Source organism: Niveispirillum irakense DSM 11586 (assembly GCF_000429645.1).
GTDB classification, from domain to species: Bacteria; Pseudomonadota; Alphaproteobacteria; order Azospirillales; family Azospirillaceae; genus Niveispirillum; species Niveispirillum irakense.
On the sequence record NZ_AUCG01000016.1, the window covers coordinates 98,641 to 118,101 of the forward strand.

Consider the following 19,461-nt stretch of genomic DNA (forward strand, 5'->3'; position numbering starts at 1 on the left):
CATCCTGTTGAAATCGAACCCATGGACGATGCTCCCACCCCCGACGACACCCTGCCCGATGATGATGATATGGGCGAGGTGGTCCCCGGCGATGCCGACATGTCGGTGGCGGAAGGTAACGGCACGGGGCCGATCCGTAAACCGGCCGCCGGGCTTTACATCGTCGCCACCCCCATCGGCAATGCCGGCGACATAACACTGCGCGCGCTGGAAGTGTTGCGCGGCGTGGATGCCATTGCGTGCGAGGATACGCGCGTTACCGGCAAATTGCTGCGCCGTTATGGTATTGGCACCCGGCTGGTGCCGTATCATGACCATAACGCGGCAAAGATGCGGCCACAGATTCTGGGCCGCGTCGCCGGCGGGGCCGCCATCGCGCTGGTCTCCGATGCCGGCACGCCGCTGGTCAGCGATCCCGGCTTCAAACTGGTGCGGGAAGCGCGCGAACAGGGCCTGCCCGTCACCCATCTGCCGGGCGCCAATGCCGCGCTGACGGCCCTGGTCCTCTCGGGCCTGCCGTCCGACCGTTTCCTGTTCGGCGGGTTCCTGCCGCCCAAATCCGCCGCCCGGCGCACAGCGCTGGAGGCGTTCCGCACCCTGCAGGCCACGCTGATCTTCTACGAATCGGCGCAGCGGCTGGGCGACATGCTGGCCGACATCGCCGCCACCCTGGGCGCGCGTGAAGTGGCCGTGGCCCGGGAACTGACCAAGATGTTTGAGGAGGTGCGGCGTGGTGGCGCGGCCGAACTTTCCGCCTTCTATGAGGAAAACGGGCCGCCAAAAGGCGAGGTTGTCGTCGTGATCGGCCCGCCCGCTGCCGATGCTGCCGCCACCGATGCTGCCGATCTGGACACGCTGCTGGCCCAGGCGCTGGAAGGAGGCTTGAGCGTGCGCGACGCCGCCGCCCATGTCGCCACCATCACCGGCCAGCCGAAAAAGGCGGTCTATGCCAGGGCGCTGGAACTGGGGGGCGGCGGCCGTGGCCGCACGCCGTAGGGCACCCGGTGACCGGGACAACCGGCGGCGGGCCGAAAGGCTGGGCCGCTGGGCGGAATATGCCTGCCTGCTGATGCTGTGGCTGCAAGGCTACCGCATCCTGGCCCGCCGCCTGCGCCTGCCGGTGGGGGAAATTGATATCATCGCCACCAAGGGCAAGGTCCTGGCGGTGGTGGAAGTGAAGGCCCGGCCCAGCCTGGAGGCAGCCCTGGCCGCCCTGCCCCAGACAAGCTGGCGCCGCCGCCATGCCGCCATCCATCATTTCATTGCCCGACGCCCGCATCTGGCCGGCCATGGCATCCGTTTCGACCTGATGGCCGTCCTGCCCCGCCGCCTGCCCCGGCATATCCCGGATGTGTGGCAGGCCGGGCGATAGGGGCGCTTAATCCGACGATCGCGCCTACCTCAAAAATTCAGGCTTATCCTGGCTTTTGGCGAAGGCGGTGAAGGGGGCAACCCCTTCTGGGCGGAAACCCGCCTGGAATAGCTTATCGACCGCCTGTTTCTGTTCCGGCGTGGTCGCAGGCCCGCCCATCTTGGCAACGGCCCGGCCCAACCGGGCATTTGCGGCTTCCATCGCCATGCCCGTGGCGTCCTGTTTCAGGATTTCTGCATGTTCCTGCTCAAACGCCTCTTCCTGCCGGCGATATTCAGAAATGCGCTCGCTCATTTCCTCGCTTGTGATTTCGCCTCGCTCATGTTGTGCGGAAATATCCGTTAGGGACTGCATGTTGCTGATTATCTGCTTTTGCAATTCACGCTGCTTATCCATTATTCGGTTCGCTTCAGCAGATTGAGCCTTCTCCGCTTCTGTAAAAGGCTCTTCACTCCAAGCCTGGATAAATATGGATTGGTTCGCCATATATTGCAGACCAAGCTCAACATCCTTGGCCGTTACACTGCCTTTTTCATATAAAGACTGAAGCTCATCCTGGTCTTTTTTATCAAGAGAGGCGAATATTTTTGCCGTATCGCCAGACAAAATACCCGCCAACCCATCCTGTTCAGAAGGGGCGGACGGCGTAACCATCTTACTGGCAGAAGAACTTTCCTTTTGCTTTAACGCCTTAGCCAGGGGACTCAGAACAACCTGATCCTCAGGACGAGCCGGGTCGGCGTTGACGGCCGATGAAGGTAAAAATTCCTTCTTCTGGAACAGAGCGGCAGGATTTGACGGGCCATACCCTGCTGAAACACGAAAAATATCTGTCACATTGACAACCATAGCCACCTCCCCTGCAAGAGAATACCGATTATTACATAGTACAAAGCGTGATGATAGATTTAGTACGCGAGATAAGCCCGCCCGTTACCACCATCCCACAGCGCACAAGCTTGCCATGCCCGATCAAGGGTGCCCAAACCGGGGTCCGCGGCGTAGTCCTGTCTTGTCACGCGATAAAGAGGATGAGGTGATGCCGAACGCCGTGGTCCGCCGGGGGCGGCAATTATGGGTGGCGCCGCATATCTGGCGGCGGCGGTTCGTCTTTTGGGGCGGGGGGCTGTGTGTCGGCGTCGTCGCCGTGCTGTTTGCCTGGGCTGCCGATGGTGCCGCAGAGCTGTTCACCCATATTGCCGGTCGCTGGCCCTGGCTGCCCCTGATCCTGACCCCTGGCGGTCTGGCCTTGTCGGCTTGGCTGACCAGCCGCTATTTCCCCATGGCCGGCGGCAGCGGCATTCCACAAGCCGTTGCCGCCCGCGCGACCAAGGTCCAGGAACTGCGTGACCGGCTGGTATCGCTGCCTGCCGCCGCCGGCAAGATGGTGCTGACCCTGCTGGCACTGGGTGTCGGTGCCTCAGTGGGCCGCGAGGGGCCGACAGTGCAGGTTGGTGCTGCCATCATGAACGCCATCGGCCGCAAGCTGGGCGACCGGATGCCCGGCCTGCTGCTGGCCGGTGCGGCCGCCGGTGTCGCCGCCGCCTTCAACACACCCCTGGCCGGGCTGGTCTTCGCGATTGAGGAGATGGGCCGTGCCTTCCAGGTCCGCTCCGCCCATCTGGTGCTGTCCGCCGTGCTGCTGGCCGGTATCGCCTCGCTCGCCATGCAGGGGGACTACACCTATTTCGGTCACACGCGGGAGGTGCTGCACGGCTGGCAAGACTGGTCGCTGGTGCTGGCCTGCGGTGTTGTCGGCGGCCTGATGGGTGGGTTGTTCAGCCGGCTGATGGTCAGCTTCGCCTATGGGCTGCCCGGCCGGCTGGGCCGGGGCCTGAAGCGCCATCCGGTGCTGTTCGCCGCCGGCTGCGGCCTGTTGATCGCCCTGCTGGGGCTGGCATCCGGCGGCGCCACCTACGGCACCGGCTATGAACAATCCAAGGCCTTGCTGGATGGCGAGGGCGGCGTTTCCCCCTTTTTCATGCTGACCAAGTTCGCCGCCACGCTGCTTTCCTGTATCACCGGCGTGCCGGGCGGCTTTTTCAGCCCATCGCTGGCGATCGGGGCCGGGATGGGGGCCACCATTGCCGATATCCTGAACAGCCATGCCGTGGGTGCGGCTGCCCTGCTGGGCATGGCGGGATATTTCGCCGGCGTGGTGCAGGCCCCCATCACGGCCTTCGTCATCGTGCTGGAAATGACCGGCAACCATGCCATGGCGGCCCCGGTGATGATGGCCAGCCTGATCGGCTTTTCCATCTCCCGCATGACGGGCGCGCCGGCCGTCTATCACGCACTCGCCCACCGCTATCTGCCCAAGGCGGCGGAAACGGAGAAGCGGGACCAGCAGGCCCCTTAAACCACACATGAAAACGCCGCCCGGTGGGGCGGCGTTTTCTAGTCAAACCAGATCAATCCTCAAACGGATCCTTCATCAGGATCGTGTCGTCGCGTTCCGGGCTGGTGGACAGCAGCGTTACCGGCGCTTCGATCAGTTCCTCGATACGGCGGACATATTTGATCGCAGCGGCGGGAAGCTGGGCCCAGGAACGGGCACCCTGGGTGCTTTCGCTCCAGCCTTCAAAGCTCTCGTAAACCGGGCGCACTTCCGCCTGCGCCGTCTGGCCGGCCGGCAGGTGCTGGATCACCTCACCCTTATACTCGTAGCCGACGCAGACCTTCAGCTCGTCGAACCCGTCCAGCACGTCCAGCTTGGTCAGCGCGATGCCGGTGATGCCGCCGGTCTTGATCGCCTGACGCACCATGACGGCATCGAACCAGCCGCAGCGGCGCTTGCGGCCGGTGACAGTGCCGAATTCATGGCCGCGCTGGCCGATCTTGTCGCCCGTCTCGTCCAGCAGTTCCGTGGGGAACGGGCCGGAGCCGACGCGGGTGGTGTAAGCCTTGGTGATGCCCAGCACATAGCCGACCGAGCCCGGCCCCATGCCCGACCCTGCAGCGGCATTGCCGGCCACCGTGTTGGAGGAGGTGACGAACGGGTAGGTGCCGTGATCCACGTCCAGCATGGCGCCCTGGGCACCTTCGAACAGGATGCGCTTGCCCTGGCGGCGGGCTTCGTCCAGCCGCTTCCAGACCACAGCGCTGTAGGGCAGCAGGCGCGGGGCGATTTCCGCCAACTGCGCCAGCACTTCTTCCTTCTTCAGCTCTTCCGCGCCCAGGCCGCGCAGCAGGGCATTATGGTGGAACAGCAACTGCTCCACCTTGCCTTCCAGCACAGCCTCATCGGCCAGATCGCAGACGCGGATGGCGCGACGGGCCACCTTGTCCTCATAGGCGGGCCCGATACCGCGACCGGTGGTGCCGATCTTGTTGACGCCACGCGCTTCCTCGCGCGCCTTGTCCACGGCGCTGTGCAGCGGCAGGATCAGGGCGCAGTTCTCGGCCACCAGCAGCGTGTCGGGGGTGATTTCCACACCCTTTTCCCGGATGGCGTCGATTTCCTTCAGCAGCGCCCAGGGATCGACCACCACGCCATTGCCGATGACCGACAGCTTGCCGGGGCGGACGACGCCGCTGGGCAGCAGCGACAGCTTGTAGACAACCCCGTTGATCACCAGCGTATGGCCGGCATTATGGCCGCCCTGGAAGCGCACCACCACGTCGGCGCGGCTGGACAGCCAGTCAACGATCTTGCCCTTGCCCTCGTCGCCCCACTGGGACCCGACGACCGCCACATTGGCCATGATTTTCTCCGCTCTTCTCGCAAGGTGGCAGCACCCTTCTCCTGAAGGGCGCTACCCGCATTGAAACCCAATAGGATCAAACAGCTTCCGGCACGCCCTGGCGCAGCACATGCGAACAGCCCAGCCGCTTCGCCTCTGCCACCACATCATCGGCATTATCCATGGCGGCAACCGTGTGCCAGCCATCCGCCCGCAGCGCCGATGCCGCCGCATAATCCGTACCCAGCGGCAACAGCACGCGGGGGACCGGCTGCGGGCCGGGGATGGCGCGCAAAACCGTGTCGGTGAAAATGGTGAAGCCGGTCGCAGGCTCGCCCACCGGGCTGTCGCCACCGGTGCGATAACGCCCGCCGCGCCCCACCTCGCCCCGCACTCCGCGCGCAAACAGGGTGAAGCTGACACCGGTCTGATATTCAAAGCCGCGCATTTCCACCGGGTCGATGGTCACAGCCAGATGCGGGGCCGCCTGCCCGATCAGCGCCACCACTTCGGTCAGGCGCTGGCGTGCGGCTTGGGCCACGGGCGGCAGGTCGATGGCGGCCAGCCGCTCCACCGCCGCCGGGGCGGGACCGCTGGCGCCAAGGATGGCGGCAAACAGGTCGGCATGCGGACCGGCCGCTTCCGCCAGCGCCTTGGCATCCCGGTGGTCCAGCGCCGCACGCAGGCGGGCATAATCATCCGCGGTCAGGTTCAGCGCCTGGGCCACGGCAGGCACCAGGGTGGGCACGGTCAGATCAATGGAAACGCCCTTGGCGCCGATCACCGACAGGGCAGAGGCGGCCAGCAGCACAATCTCCGCATCGGCCTCGGCCCGGTCGGGGCCGACCAGCTCCACGCCGACCTGGCCGAACTGGCGTTCCTGGCGCAGACTGCTGCCCTTCACGCGCAGCACCTGGCCGGCATAGGACAGGCGCAGCGGCCGGGCGGCCTTGCGCAGCCTTGTGGCGGCGATGCGCGCCACCTGGGGCGTCATGTCCGACCGGACACCCATCATACGCTGGGATACCGGGTCCATGATGCGGAAGGTCTGGTTGGCGAGTGCCGCGGCGGAGCCAGAGAGCAGCCCCTCCTCGAACTCCACCAAAGGCGGCTTCACCCGCTCATAGCCGTGACGGTGAAATTCCTTCAGCAGGCGGCCGACAACCTGCGCCTCATGCTCCGCATCCGGCGGCAGCAGGTCACGCAATCCGGTAGGCAGCAATGCCTTGGCGGCCAGCGCCTTGGTGGGCGTATCGCTCATGGGGCAGGAACCGATGTCTCATACATGCCAATGGCCGGGGGTGGCCCCCCAACACCGGTAACCGGTCTTAGCCCACACCCCGCCTTCACGCAAATGCAAAGGATACCCGGCATAGCGCGGCTGCCCTGCGCGCGTGCAGGGTGGATAGGGCAAGCAGCCAACATGCACGAGTGATGGTCATTGTAATATACAACTATGGACGAATTGCTGCTTATCCGTTCACCCATTTCCAGCTTTTTTCAAGGTGATAGGGCTAAATTCATATTCAAGGATATGAAATATGGATTCTGGCACAGAATAATTACAAATATTGATGCCTAAATTTTTCGCATCATTTTAAATCAAAAATTATCATTTTTAAATTAAATTGCCGTATTAAACTATAATATAATTGAAAATTACAACAAATATATTATAGTTGTACATTATTATTATAAATTAAATTATTGGCACTTTTATACATGAATTTTTTACCTAACTCAAATAAGGCACGTGAACTTAGTATAAACACTGGATTTTAATCCAACCCCATTGGTATTTATCCACACCATTTACCAGTGAGAATTACTAGGTGGAGCTTTCTGACCTATTACGGGCGGCGCCCCTATGGCTGTCTGACGCGAGCGCCGCCCCCTCCTATCCGGATAGGCTTATATTAAAAACACCCGGAAGCAGTTAGCGTCGCACCAAGTCAGGAGAGGGGACCATATCTTTCATTTCAATGAAGCATAATGCCTCAATATGCCCCCACAAATTTGGGTCCTTATCTTTTTTAGCTTCTTGTTCGTCACACGTCGTCCAATCACTTTTTTTACCTACAAGATAATCCAACCTTTGCCAAAACAGATCAAATAAAGCAGACCCCCCCGCCAATCTTCCACTCGAGTAGTTATTTTGGGATAATGCTTCCAATTTTGCAATTACAACCCCACCATCTTCACGAACACGAAAATTCCACACAGTTCCCTGCCCTGGAAGAAGAGTAGAACTATGAGATGCAGAAAAACCATCACCAAATTCGGAAAATTTGAAGTCATCACCATCGGCGAGAACAAGAACATTCATTGCAGATTTTTTAACATCTTCTTGTTTTATTCCCTCATATCGACGCTCGAACATTGCATCGACCTGCTCTTTTGTCATTACGTGAGTCGATCCACAGCCTGACAACAAAAGGGCAAATGCGATAAAAATTTTACGCATGCTAACGACACTCCTCTTTAATGATTTCTAAAAAAATTAGCATTCCAAAATTCAAACCGTCAATATCGCTTTGAAAATAGAAAAATAATTCAACAAATAGATGAAAATTTATTAAATCAATAGCGTAGGCAAGGACGCCAAGGACGGCGACCCTGCTACCATGGGAGAGACGCGACGTCATTGGCTACCGTCGTTTCAAGCACCGCCAGCGACCATCTCACGAAGTCACTGCCCGTTTCCGGTGGAACCTGATAAAGCTGCGCCATTAACCGGTACGGTCAACGGAACCGGGACAGGAACGGGATTAAGACAAGATGGCAGGGGAAACGGGGCGGCGATGGGCCGGCGCGCTGCTGCTGTGCGCGGCCCTTACCGGGTGTGGTAAGGGGCCAGACGACAGAATGGCGGCAGAGCGGCAGGCCGCGGTGGCCGGGGTGTTATCCGACCAATGTGACGGCGTGGCCGCGCAGCCCGACACGCTGCCGGGCGCGCAAAGCGTCACTTATGCCCATCCAGGTGATCGCGACCTGCGCCTGCATCTGTTTCACCCCACCGGAAACCCAACGGGTGGCCGGCCCGCCATCCTGTTCTTCTTCGGCGGCAGTTGGCGCACCGGCAATATCGAGGCGTTCAGGCCCCAGGCCGAGGCCTTCGCCGCCAGGGGATATGTCGCCATCCTGGCTGATTATCGGGTGAAATGCCGCGATGGCTCCACCCCGGTGCAGTCCGTCAGCGACGCCGAAGCCGCCTATGACTGGCTGCATGACCATGCCAGCGCCTATGGTATCGACAGTCGGCGTATTGCCCTGGCGGGTGGTTCTGCCGGGGGGCATCTGGCGTTGATGGCGTCATTGGCCGCCAGTGCCGGCGCCAAGCCGGCGGCCCTGGTCCTGTTCAATCCCCCCGTCGATCTGGTCAGCCCCGCCCCGATTTACTTAAAGCCCCTGGCCTGGTGGATTTCACCAAGCCGCATGGGCGTTGGCGGTCTGCCGCCGACCTTGATCCTGCACGGGTCGGCTGACAGCAAGGTGCCGATTGCCAGTGTGCGGGCCTTCTGCGACCACGCCACGGATGCCGGCCGTATCTGCCGGCTGGTGGAATATGAGGGGCTGGAACATAGCTTCTATAACAGCCGCGTCCCCGATCCCGTCACTGGCCGTTCCCCTTATGATGACACGCTGGGCCGGGCATTGGGGTTCGTGGAACAGATGCTGGATATCTGATCCGTCAACGACTCGGGAATGGCGATGACCGCCTGCGACTCCGTTTCCAAGTAAGGATAGAGAGCAGCTACACGGCCCGAAAGCAAGGAAAGCCGGCCTTTTCGGGCCGGCTTTCCATTGGACGGCAGTGCCTATCCTTACTTATAGCTTCTGTGGAGCCCCGGCGAGCGTGTAAAGCCCCCGCTGACCTTCCATCGGCTTGAACTTTTCCGTGATGCCAAGCACCGTTTCCGCACCGCCCAGATACAGAACGGCATCCGGTGGCATTTGACGGGCCATGGCCTCCAGCACCTTGGTCTTCGTCGGCTGATCGAAATAGATCAGCACATTACGGCAGAAGACGATGTCGAACTGCCCCAGCGGCGCCAGATCACCCAGCAGATTATATTCGCGATACTGAACCCGGTTGCGGATGTCATCGCTTAATTGCCATTTGTCACCCACCTGCTTGAAATATTTCACCAGCAGGGTGATGGGCAGGCCGCGCTGCACCTCGAACTGCGTGTAAAGGCCGGCTTTGGCCTTCTGCACCATTTCGCCAGACAGATCGGTACCGACGATCTCAATCTTCCAGCCGGCCAGCTTGGCACCTTCCTCGGCCAGCAGCATGGCCAGGGAATAGGCCTCCTGCCCGGAAGAGCAGGCCGCCGACCAGATCCGGATCACCTTCTTGGCCTGACGGTTGGCCAGCATCATCGGCAGAACGACGCTCTTGAACTGGTCGAACGGCTTTTGATCCCGGTAGAAGGAGGATTCGTTGGTGGTCATCGCCTCGGTGATGTCACGCAGCAGGGCTTCATCCCGCTTTGTGCGCACCTGGGCCGCCATTTCATCCAGACCCTTCAGGTTCCATTTGCGGGCCACCGGCATCAACCGGCTTTCCAGCAGATAGGCCTTGTCAGAGGTCAGCACCAAGCCGGAACGCTGCCGCAGCAGGGTGCAGAACATATCGAAATCTTCGACCTTCATGCTGCCTGCCTCAATGCGAGCTTACGGATATAGGGGCCGATTTCTTTAAGGGGCAGCACCGCGCTGCAGAGACCTGCCGTGGCCACCGCACCCGGCATGCCCCACACAACGCTGGACGCCTCGTCCTGACCGATGATGGAACCACCGGCTTGGACCACATTCTCCGATCCGCGCTGACCATCATGGCCCATACCGGTCAGAATGGTCACAAGCACGCGGCGGCCATAGGCCTTTACAATAGAGCGCAGCATCGGGTCCACCGCCGGCCGGCAGAAATTCTCCGGCGGATCCTTGGTCAGAGCCAGACAATTCACACCGTTCTTCTGGACCACCAGCATGTGGAAATCGCCCGGTGCCACATAGGCATGGCCGCCGACGATGGGTTCCCCATCCTTGGCTTCCGTACAGGCAATGCCGCACTGCCGGGTAATATGCTCGGCCAGAATGGTCGTGAAGGTGGCCGGCATATGCTGGGTGATCAGGATCGGCTGCTTCAGATCCTTCAAGTGGCTCAACACCTCAAAAAGGGCCTGGGGACCACCGGTTGAACTGCCAATCGCCAGGACATCGGGCCGGAAATCCGCCGGCGTGCGCAAGGTGATCGGTGCCGGTTCCGGCTTGGGACGGACCGGGGTCGGCAAGGTGTAACTGGTGGTCGGCTGCGCCGTGACGGTGGACGGCGTGGCCAGACCCGGGCGGGCAACAGGTGCCGCCGGGCTGGTTGCCGGCGCCCCCCCCGCCTTGCGGGGGTCGGCGCGCCGGGCCGCCTGGGCCAGCACCTTCACCTTCTCGGTCAACTCGCGCTTGAAATCATCAGCGCTGGTCAACTCCCGCGTTGAAGAGGGCTTGGGGATATAGTCCGCCGCCCCCGCCTTCAAGGCGCGCAAGCTGATATCCGCATTTTTCGCCGTCAGGGTCGAAGCCATGACGATTTTCACATGCGGATCAATCGCAAGCAGGTGCGGCAGGGCGGAAAGCCCGTCCAGCACCGGCATCTCGATATCAAGGACAATCACGTCGATCGTCTGGCGCTGCAACGTGTTGATGGCCATCTGACCATTCGCCACAGATGCAACGACCTTGATCTCCGGATTTCCCTCAAGGGAACGGGTCAGCAGCCCGCGGATGACAGCACTGTCATCCACGACCATGACCCGGTAGGGCTCTGTGCCGGCCGATGCCACCTGGGGCACCGATCTTCCGGGAAGCTCATTCATTGTCTGCAATCCCGGACGGGCTCAGAGGAGCCCGACCTGCTGGAACTTGGTCTGGATAATATCGCTGTCGAAGGGCTTCATGATGTACTCATTGGCCCCGGCCGACAGCGCTTCCTGGATGTGTGCCAGGTCGTTTTCGGTGGTGCAGAACACCACCTTCGGCGCCTGGCCACCCGTCATTTTCCGCAGACGGCGCAGGAACTCGATGCCGGTCATCACCGGCATGTTCCAGTCAAGCAGGATCGCGTCGGGCATGACCCGGGCGCAATGATCCATGGCCTGCTTGCCATCTTCGGCTTCATCGCAGGTAAATCCCAGTTCTTCCAGGATCTTACGCGCCACCTTGCGGACGACGCGACTGTCATCGACGACAAGACAGGACTTCATCAATCGACCTCGGATGTCGTACGTGGTTTACGCCGCTTCAATATTAGCAAAATTCAGCAGCTTGGAGACATCCAGAACAACGAGAAGAGTCTCCTTCAGGCGATAAATACCTGTGGAAATTTCTCTCCAGCGCTGATCCATGGTTGCCGGGTGACGTTCGAAATCGTCGGTGGTGAGGCTCAACACCTCGCCGACATGGTCCACCATAAGGGAATAAAGCTCCCCCTTATGGTCAACAACGATGCTCATCCCCGGCTTGCCACCCGTACGGGCGGGCAGGCCAAGGCGCAGGCGCACATCGATCGCAGTGACGATGCGGCCACGCAGGTTCAGGCTACCCGCCACTTCCGGCGGCGCCAGGGGGATGCGGGTGATCTTCTGCGGCCCCAGAACGTCCTGTACCTGCAGAACCGGGATACCGAAAAGCTGATCCGCAATGGTCGCCGTCACGAAATCTTCGTTCTTGGCGATGGCGATTTCCTGGGAACCAGCCTTCTTGACGGCAGGGAGACGCGCGCTCATGCGGCACCTTTTTCGGTAATGGTCTGCTGCAGGGTGAAGAGCAGAGCTTCACGGTCGAACTTGGCGACATAATCGTTGAAGCCGGCCTCGCGGCCACGATCCAGGTCGCGGGGCGTGGAATGGCTGGACAAGGCCACCAGCGGTGTGGAGGCCCAGCGGGTGGTGGCCCGCACAGCCTGGGCGAAGTCCAACCCGCTCATGCCCGGCATCTCGATGTCGGACACAATCACGTCGAACTCTTCGCCATTGTCGCAGAGGGCCAGCGCCTCGTCGGCACTTTCCACCGCTGTGACATCATAGCCGGAGACGGTCAGCAGCGGCGTCAGCAGGTTCCGGAAGAACGGGCTGTCATCCACCAGCAGAACGCGGTGCTGACGCTCATCCTCGAAGCTCTCATGCGCGTTGCCGAACCAGTCCTTGAAGGCGCGGGTCAGGTAGAAACCGGCATCGATAACATCGGTCGCCTTGCTGGCGATGATGGCGGAGCCCAGGAAGCCCGGACGCTCGGTCCCCAGCTCGACCTGGAGACGATCCTCGACGATATCGACGATCTCGTCCACCACCAGACCCATGGAGCGCTCGCCATCGGCGAACACCACCACCGGCTGGCGCTTGTCGCGCACGATCTTCCAGTTGGGATCGATGGGCACCAGCGGCATCAGCTTGCCGCGATACTGGACCACCGGCTCGCCGTTGGACAGTTCCACCTGGTTGAGATCGATATCTTCCAGACGGGCGACCAGCGACAGCGGCACCGCCTTCGGCCCACCCTCGCCGGCGCTGAACAGCAGCAGCGCCATCTTGTCGTCTTCCCGGCGGGTGGAAGCCTTGGCCACTTCCTGCGCCGCACCATGGGTGTCCTGCACCGTCATATTGCCGGATGCGGTGGCGATACCGTTCGGGTCCAGGATCATGATCACCGAACCATCGCCCAGGATCGTATTGCCGGAGAACAGTTCGATATGCCGCAGGATCGGCGCCACCGGCTTGACCACGATTTCTTCGGTGTCGAAGACGCGGTCCACGATGATGCCGAACGTGTAATTGCCAACCTGGCTGACGACGATGAAGGTTTCCCGCTTATCGTCATCCTGGGCATCGCCCAGCTTCAGCAGGCGCTGCAGGCTGACCAGCGGCAGCAGACGGTTGCGCAGACGCAGGACCGGCGCACCATTGATACGCTCAATCTTGTGTTCGCTGTCATCAGCGGCGCGCACCAGCTCAACCACGCTGATCTGCGGCACCGCGAACCGTTCGGATGCGCATTCCACGATCAGGGCCGACACGATGGCCAGCGTCAGCGGGATCTTGATGGTGAAGGTCGTGCCACGGCCTTCAACCGACCGCATCTCGATCGTGCCGCCGATCTTCTCGATATTGGTCTTCACCACATCCATGCCGACGCCACGGCCGGAAACAGACGTGACCTTGGCGGCGGTGGAGAAGCCCGGCTTGAAAATAAATTGCTGGATCTGCTGGTCCGACATCTGAGCAAGTTCGGACTCGCTCGCCAGACCATTCTGAATGATCTTCGCCTTGATCTTGGACAGGGCCAGACCCTTACCATCATCGCTGATCTCGATGATGATATGACCACCTTCATGGAAGGCGTTCAGGGTGATGCGGCCCGTCTCGGACTTGCCGGCGGCCAGACGTTCAGCCGGGATTTCCAGACCATGGTCGCCGGAATTGCGAACCATGTGGGTCAGCGGATCCTTGATCAGTTCCAGCACCTGACGGTCAAGTTCCGTCTCGGCACCGAGCATCTGCAGCTCGATCTTCTTGTGCAGTTCGTGGCTGAGGTCGCGGACCAGACGCGGCAGCTTGGCCCAGGCATTGCCGATGGGCTGCATGCGCGTCTTCATCACGCCTTCCTGCAGCTCCGACGTTACATGGTTCAGGCGCTGCAAAGGTGCTGCAAATTCGCTGTCTTTCTGCGACCGCAGGATCTGGAGAAGCTGGTTGCGGGTCAGCACCAGTTCGGAAACCATGGTCATCAGGTTTTCCAGCAGATCCACATGCACGCGAATGGTCTGCTGGGCCAGCGCGCTTTCCTTGGCGCTTTCGCCACGCACATCGTCGGCCGGGGTGCTGGCGGCTTCCACGCGCGGCGGCGGCGGGGGCGGCTCTGCCGGCGGGGCGGCGTGGGCAACAGGCGCCACATCGCGACCAGCCGGCGCCGCGGCCGGGGCCGCAGCGACCGGAACCGGCGGCGGGGGCGGCGGGGGCGAAGCCGGCTCCGCGGTGGCAGCAGGGCCCAATGTGTGGGTCAGATGGGCCGGAACCGGCTCGAAAAGCTGATCGGGATCGCTCTCGGCGGCGGCAGGGGTTTCCACCACAGCGGGGGCAGCACCTGCCTTGGGCAATTCCCGGCCTTCGGCCATGGCATTCAGCCGGTCGATCAGGTCCTGATCACCACCGGGCGGTTCCGCCTCGGTCTGCTCAAGAACCGAAAGGATACCCTTGATCGTATCCAGCGATTCGAGGATCAGCGAAACGGCGTAGGGGGAAACATGCAGTTCGCCGTCACGGAACTTGCCCAATACATTCTCGGCAGCATGCGCAACGGATTCAAGCCGTGGCAGCCCCAGGAACCCGCAGGTTCCCTTGATGGTATGGACCAGACGGAAAATATTGCTCAACAGCCCCGGATCATTGGGGTTCTGTTCCAGTTTGACCAACTCGACGTCGAGGACGGCAAGATTTTCATTGGTCTCGGTGAGAAATTCACTCAGCAGATCATCCATGGTCCATGCCCCGTTCGGGAAAACCCCAGTTTCCGCACTGTCCGCCTACTGACTTGCGCACTGGCCGGAAGCGATCCGGCCACAGAGCAGCGCCAAAGGCCAATGAAGTTAATCCGAAGTTCGTTTAAATCATCTTACTATCCGAATTGATGGCCCGCCGCCCCACACTTTGGCAAGTGGAACCTTACCTCTTTTCGGTTAGGTAGGGCCATTCGAATATCGTGTTTCCACGCCCTTCGCGTTGAGACAAATCATATGGAGAGGGGAAATGTTTACCCGCTCACCGGCTCGATCAGCAGCGCGATTTCACCACCCGCCTGCCGGGTAGACAGGCTGAAACCATAGAATGCAGCCATGCGGGGCAGAAGGTGGGCCAGCACCGACCGCGGTTCCAACGCCGTATCATCCAGCGTCCCGGCCAGGGCCGGCAATGCTTCCGCCCGGAAAGCGGCCCCCTGCCCGGTGCCGGTAATGGTGAGCCCCCCCTCATCAGGCGTCGGGGAGAGGCGGAGGACACCGCCACGGGGCATCCCCTCCTCCACCACCAAGGCCGCCAGAAGGGCCAGCTTCAACAGGCCCGGTTTTGTGGATGCTGGCATCGACGGGGGCGCAGCCCAGTCCAGGGAGATGCGGCCACCATGGAACCAGCCATCCAGGGCGGCACGGGCATCGGCAGGACGCAGCCCCCCCTGCGCCCCGGCGGCCCCCAGCACAAGCCGGAACAGGGCAAGCCGCCGCGCCGCACTGGCGGCACTGTCAGCGATCAGATCCAGCGCATCCCCGGCCTCAATGAGATTTGACCCCTGATCGGCCATCTCCTCCATCAACTCGACACCGTTATTCACGGCGCCGACCGGGCCCACCAAATCGTGGCAGAGGCGTGAACAGAGTAATTCCACCGCCCGCAGCCCTAATACCGCTTCCATGACCGATTCCCCCTGTCATCGGAACGCTGATACAACCATGCTGTTACATATATGTGTGAAGAAGCCAGGTGCTTGTTCTTTTTACCCGGCAGGAGCATAGACCGGCCGGATCATGATCGGGAACAGACGATATGGATGAAACACTTGTGCCGGGCGCTTTCGTGCGCCATCCCGCGCAGCCGGACTGGGGGCTGGGTCAGGTCCAGTCCGTGATCGGCCACCGGGTGACGGTCAATTTCGAAAATGCCGGCAAATTACTGATCGACATCACAGCCGCCCCCCTCAGCCTGGTGGATGATGACGACCCTGCCCTCGCCGGGCCGTGACGTCACCCGAATCGGCACGGCACGGCGGGGCACGAACTGTCAGGGGTTGAGCATCCCTGCCGGCATGCCATATCCTGATCTCTGTTGAACCCGAGGCATCTCCTCATGCCCCTTGCCGATGGACTGGCGCCTGCCCCGCGCGGCGGCCTTGCCCCCCTGACCGACCCATTTGGCCGGGCCATCACCTATGTCCGCGTCTCAGTGACGGATCGGTGTGATTTCCGCTGTGTCTATTGCATGTCGGAAGACATGCACTTCCTGCCCAAGGCCGACATCCTGTCGCTGGAGGAGTTGGACCGGCTCTGCTCCGCCTTTGTGGCGCTGGGGACGCGCAAGCTGCGCCTGACAGGGGGGGAGCCGCTGGTCAGGCGCAACATCATGGAACTGATCCGCAGCCTGGGCCGCCACGTGCGCAGCGGGGCGCTGGATGAGTTGACCCTGACCACGAATGGCAGCCAGCTTGCCCGCCATGCCGATGATCTGCGCGCCGCCGGTGTCCGGCGGATCAATGTCTCCGTCGATACGCTGGATGCCGGCCGGTTCCAGTCCATCACCCGCTGGGGCCGCCTGCCCCAGGTGCTGGAAGGGCTGGAAGCGGCCAAACAGGCCGGGCTGGAAGTGAAGATCAACGCCGTCGCCCTGAAAGGCGTGAATGACGACGAGTTGGACGGGATGCTGGCCTGGTGCGGCGAACAGGGCTTCGACCTGACGCTGATCGAGGTGATGCCGCTGGGCGACATGGATGGCAATGGCGGGGGCGCGGTGCGGGAGGAACAGTTCCTGTCCCTGCGCGATGTGCGGGCCGATCTGGAAAAGCGCTGGACCCTGCTGGACAGCGATTACCGTACCGGCGGCCCCGCCCGTTATGTGACGGTGAAGGAAACCGGGCGGCGCCTGGGTTTCATCACGCCCTTGACGCATAATTTCTGTGAAAGCTGCAACCGGGTGCGCGTCACCTGTACCGGCACGCTTTACATGTGCCTGGGGCAGGAGGATGCAGCCGATCTGCGCGCGCCCTTGCGGGCCGCCGATAATGACGGGCCGCTGATCCAGGCAATCCGCGAAGCCATCACCCGTAAGCCGCAGGGGCATGATTTCATCATCGACCGTCGCCGTGGCCCTGCCGTGGGCCGGCATATGAGCGTGACGGGCGGTTAACCACGCCCGTAATGGCCGGCCCCCTTTATTGACACCGGATGACAGATGACCGGCGCGCACAACCTGTATAAGGTGCCGCCACCCTCCGGAGCCGCCAGGAACCCAGCTTGACGCCTGTTCCCCAGCCCCTCGCCTTTGTTGCCGCCGACACGGCCGATGCCTGCGCTGCCCGCCAGAGGCTGGCACAGCGCTATGGCGGCGTGCCGCCGGAGGAGGCCGGCATCATCGTCGCCCTGGGGGGCGACGGCTTCCTGCTGGAAACCTTGCACCGCTATCTGACGCTGGGCACGCCTGTCTATGGCATGAACCGGGGATCAGTCGGCTTCCTGCTGAATGATTTCAGCGAGGATGGGCTGAGCGCCCGGCTGATGCGGGCGCAGCGCGTGGTGCTGCATCCGCTGCGCATGACGGCAACCCGTCAGGATGGCAGCGTGACCGACGGCCTGGCCTTCAACGAAGTGTCGCTGCTGCGGGAAACCCGGCAGGCCGCCAAGCTGCGCGTCATGGTGGACGGGGTGGAACGGATGGAGGAACTGGTCTGTGACGGGGCGCTGGTTTCCACCCCCGCCGGCAGCACCGCCTATAACCTGTCCGCCCATGGGCCGATCCTGCCGCTGGGCGCCGACATCCTGGCCCTGACCCCGATCAGCGCCTTTCGTCCCCGGCGCTGGCGCGGCGCCCTGCTGCCGCATACCGCCAAAATCCGCTTCGATGTGCTGGAACCGGCCAAGCGCCCGGTCAGTGCCGTGGCCGACTTCACCGAAGTGCGCGATGTGGCGCGGGTGGAAATTCACGAGGATCGGGGCGTGGCCAGCACCCTGCTGTTCGACCCGGAACTGGCGCTGGAGGAACGGATCCTCAAGGAACAGTTCACGCCATAGCAACGTCTATCCTTCGAAGATCGGGAGGACCACATGCCATTCATGGACCGCAATAGTTTCATCGACCTGCTGGACCGGCTGGGAGATGAGGATGATCAGGTGGTGCTGGCCGCGGCCCGCACCATCCATGCCCGCGTCGCCGAATCCGGCTATGGCTGGGATGGGCTGCTGCTGGGCGCCGATGCCAGGACAGCCCGCCCGGCACCGCCGGAAGCCTCCATCCCCGATCCCAATCCCGCACCGGGCCTGGCGCCCGACCGTTCGTGGGAAGATGACGATGATGCCGCCCTGATTGCCCGGCTGTTGAGTGATTTCGTCCTGTCCGATGATACCCGCCAGGATCTGCTGGACATGCAGGACGAGGCCGGCCGCGGCACCCTGCCATCAGGCGACAGCAAATATATCCGTGATCTTGCTGCGCGCCTGTCCCAGGCACCGGGCGTGGATGCCTGAATGATAAAGGGCTGGCCCGGCGGGGAAACCGCCGCCGGACCAGCCACCGGGCTCATACCAATCTCTCGTGATCGTGGGTGATCACGAGAGATTTTGTACTGTCTCAGTCGCCGCCCTCCAACCCGCCTGAAGGTCAAACTTCAGGCGGGTTGGTCTTATCTTTAGAAGCTGTAGGAAATCCCCAGCCCGCCGAAGAACTGATCGGCACTGCCATCCCGGTCAACCAGCGGACTGTCCGCGGCGTCCCCCAGCAGGCGGTTATAGCCGGCGACGCCGGTCAGCGACCAATGTTCGGTCAGCTTGTAGATGCCAAAGCCCATCAGCCCGGCATCCTTGAAGCCAGATTCAGCACGATAGACGGCGCGACCGGAACGGGCCGCCTGAACCGTATTGATGCCGAAATAGCTCTGCATGTAATTGTCGCTGGCCCAGGTGATGGACGGCCCGAGAACAACCATCAGCCGTTCACTGGGCGTCATCACATAGGAGAAGCCGAAGCTGGCCGTGGTGCCATCATGCCCATCGCCCAGCATGTCGGTATTCACATCGGCGTTCAGTACCCAGCGGCCGATCTGGTAATTGGCGAAGGCGCCGGCAATGGCGGTATCGCCCACCTTGCCCATGCCGCGAAGGGCGGCGTTGCGCTTTTCCTTGCGCCCGCCATCATAACCCACCGTCACCCCTGCCGTCAGCGGGCCAGACTGGATCAGGTTGGCGCCCAGGCCCCGCCGGTCCAGGAAGAACGTATCACCATAGGTGATCTCGATATCCGGCAGCGGCTTGAAGCGGTAATCATCGGAGCCTTCATAATCCGGCAGGGCACCGCCGAGCACGCCCAGCCGAACCTGCCAGCCATCATTCTCGTCCGCCGACTGGGCCTGGGCGGTGCCAAAAGCCAGCACGCACATCGTCAGCCCCATCGTCAGGGGAAACACCAACTTCATAGACATCTCGCATTTTCTCCAACTGCCGGCGATGCTTATGCTGCCGAACAGATGTTTTCTCCGTGGGATATACAAGCGCGGCAGTGATGCCTGTCACCGGAGAACTAAGGAAGGTCCAATATCCGGCCAGGGTGGGGGTGCGCTTTTCTGGATCTTGTCTTAAAAAAGGCCGGACGGGAGGTGGAGAGA

At 61.8% G+C, this 19,461-nt stretch carries 19 protein-coding genes; 8 read left to right on the top strand and 11 right to left on the bottom strand.

All coding sequences use genetic code 11. The annotated features are described in order from the left end of the window. Positions 1–21: 21 nt before the first annotated feature. Together rsmI and G473_RS0103900 are read left to right on the top strand one after the other, a co-directional pair. Positions 22–996 (top strand): 16S rRNA (cytidine(1402)-2'-O)-methyltransferase, encoded by a 975-nt coding sequence (rsmI, locus tag G473_RS0103895; protein ID WP_245579981.1) that lies wholly within the window; start codon positions 22–24, stop codon positions 994–996. Further along, positions 980–1,372, top strand: coding sequence for a YraN family protein (locus tag G473_RS0103900; RefSeq protein WP_029012024.1), 393 nt, complete (start codon positions 980–982; stop codon positions 1,370–1,372). The genes rsmI and G473_RS0103900 overlap by 17 nt, the downstream gene beginning before the upstream one ends. 24 nt (positions 1,373–1,396) lie before the next feature. Here G473_RS0103900 and G473_RS0103905 read toward each other — a convergent pair whose 3' ends face one another. Continuing rightward, entirely contained in the window at positions 1,397–2,221 is an 825-nt protein-coding gene (locus tag G473_RS0103905; RefSeq protein ID WP_154667246.1) for a hypothetical protein, read from the bottom strand. Between the two features lie 190 nt (positions 2,222–2,411). Between G473_RS0103905 and G473_RS24980 the strand changes: the two genes are divergently transcribed. After that, on the top strand, positions 2,412–3,731 hold the full coding sequence (locus G473_RS24980) for a chloride channel protein (protein ID WP_035705332.1): 1,320 nt from the start codon (positions 2,412–2,414) through the stop codon (positions 3,729–3,731). Between the two features lie 52 nt (positions 3,732–3,783). On the opposite strand, the gene G473_RS0103915 is transcribed toward G473_RS24980, so the two are convergent. The 3 genes from G473_RS0103915 to G473_RS30195 all read right to left on the bottom strand — a co-directional run bounded on the left by G473_RS0103915 (position 3,784) and on the right by G473_RS30195 (position 7,519). Further along, entirely contained in the window at positions 3,784–5,076 is a 1,293-nt protein-coding gene (locus G473_RS0103915; protein ID WP_029012026.1) for an adenylosuccinate synthase, read from the bottom strand. A gap of 76 nt (positions 5,077–5,152) precedes the next feature. Next, positions 5,153–6,316 carry an ATP phosphoribosyltransferase regulatory subunit gene (locus tag G473_RS0103920; RefSeq protein WP_029012027.1) on the bottom strand — a complete coding sequence of 388 codons (1,164 nt, stop codon included), beginning with the start codon at positions 6,314–6,316 and terminating at the stop codon, positions 5,153–5,155. Between the two features lie 675 nt (positions 6,317–6,991). Beyond that, positions 6,992–7,519: a hypothetical protein gene (locus G473_RS30195; protein ID WP_154667247.1), complete on the bottom strand. Its 528-nt coding sequence runs from the start codon at positions 7,517–7,519 to the stop codon at positions 6,992–6,994. A gap of 314 nt (positions 7,520–7,833) precedes the next feature. Here G473_RS30195 and G473_RS24985 point away from each other — a divergent pair, with 314 nt between their 5' ends. Beyond that, positions 7,834–8,742 (top strand): alpha/beta hydrolase, encoded by a 909-nt coding sequence (locus G473_RS24985; RefSeq protein WP_084437618.1) that lies wholly within the window; start codon positions 7,834–7,836, stop codon positions 8,740–8,742. 141 nt (positions 8,743–8,883) lie between these two features. Here the strand turns inward: G473_RS24985 and G473_RS0103935 are convergent, their stop codons facing one another. The 6 genes from G473_RS0103935 to G473_RS0103960 all read right to left on the bottom strand — a co-directional run bounded on the left by G473_RS0103935 (position 8,884) and on the right by G473_RS0103960 (position 15,510). Beyond that, positions 8,884–9,711 (bottom strand): protein-glutamate O-methyltransferase, encoded by an 828-nt coding sequence (locus G473_RS0103935; protein ID WP_029012028.1) that lies wholly within the window; start codon positions 9,709–9,711, stop codon positions 8,884–8,886. Next, the gene (locus G473_RS0103940; RefSeq protein ID WP_051329860.1) at positions 9,708–10,928 is read right to left on the bottom strand and encodes a protein-glutamate methylesterase/protein-glutamine glutaminase; all 1,221 of its coding nucleotides are present in this window, start codon (positions 10,926–10,928) and stop codon (positions 9,708–9,710) included. The genes G473_RS0103935 and G473_RS0103940 overlap by 4 nt, the downstream gene beginning before the upstream one ends. A 21-nt stretch (positions 10,929–10,949) precedes the next feature. Then, a complete protein-coding gene (locus G473_RS0103945; RefSeq protein WP_029012030.1) occupies positions 10,950–11,315 on the bottom strand; it encodes a response regulator in 366 nt (121 codons plus the stop codon). A 27-nt stretch (positions 11,316–11,342) separates the two neighbouring features. Next, positions 11,343–11,837 (bottom strand): chemotaxis protein CheW, encoded by a 495-nt coding sequence (locus tag G473_RS0103950; protein WP_029012031.1) that lies wholly within the window; start codon positions 11,835–11,837, stop codon positions 11,343–11,345. Next, a complete protein-coding gene (locus G473_RS0103955; protein ID WP_029012032.1) occupies positions 11,834–14,584 on the bottom strand; it encodes a hybrid sensor histidine kinase/response regulator in 2,751 nt (916 codons plus the stop codon). The genes G473_RS0103950 and G473_RS0103955 overlap by 4 nt, the downstream gene beginning before the upstream one ends. Positions 14,585–14,856: 272 nt before the next feature. Continuing rightward, the gene (locus G473_RS0103960) at positions 14,857–15,510 is read right to left on the bottom strand and encodes a histidine phosphotransferase family protein (protein WP_029012033.1); all 654 of its coding nucleotides are present in this window, start codon (positions 15,508–15,510) and stop codon (positions 14,857–14,859) included. 131 nt (positions 15,511–15,641) lie between these two features. Between G473_RS0103960 and G473_RS0103965 the strand changes: the two genes are divergently transcribed. From G473_RS0103965 to G473_RS0103980, 4 genes are all read left to right on the top strand, one after another. Beyond that, complete coding sequence (locus G473_RS0103965; protein ID WP_029012034.1) at positions 15,642–15,836, top strand: DUF3553 domain-containing protein; 195 nt, start codon at positions 15,642–15,644, stop codon at positions 15,834–15,836. Between the two features lie 105 nt (positions 15,837–15,941). Continuing rightward, positions 15,942–16,994 carry a GTP 3',8-cyclase MoaA gene (gene moaA, locus G473_RS0103970; RefSeq protein WP_035705335.1) on the top strand — a complete coding sequence of 351 codons (1,053 nt, stop codon included), beginning with the start codon at positions 15,942–15,944 and terminating at the stop codon, positions 16,992–16,994. Between the two features lie 107 nt (positions 16,995–17,101). After that, positions 17,102–17,875: an NAD kinase gene (locus G473_RS0103975; protein WP_029012036.1), complete on the top strand. Its 774-nt coding sequence runs from the start codon at positions 17,102–17,104 to the stop codon at positions 17,873–17,875. 33 nt (positions 17,876–17,908) lie between these two features. Further along, a complete protein-coding gene (locus tag G473_RS0103980) occupies positions 17,909–18,328 on the top strand; it encodes a hypothetical protein (RefSeq protein WP_029012037.1) in 420 nt (139 codons plus the stop codon). A gap of 161 nt (positions 18,329–18,489) precedes the next feature. Here the strand turns inward: G473_RS0103980 and G473_RS24990 are convergent, their stop codons facing one another. After that, on the bottom strand, positions 18,490–19,278 hold the full coding sequence (locus tag G473_RS24990) for a MipA/OmpV family protein (RefSeq protein WP_084437619.1): 789 nt from the start codon (positions 19,276–19,278) through the stop codon (positions 18,490–18,492). Between the last annotated feature and the right edge of the window lie 183 nt (positions 19,279–19,461).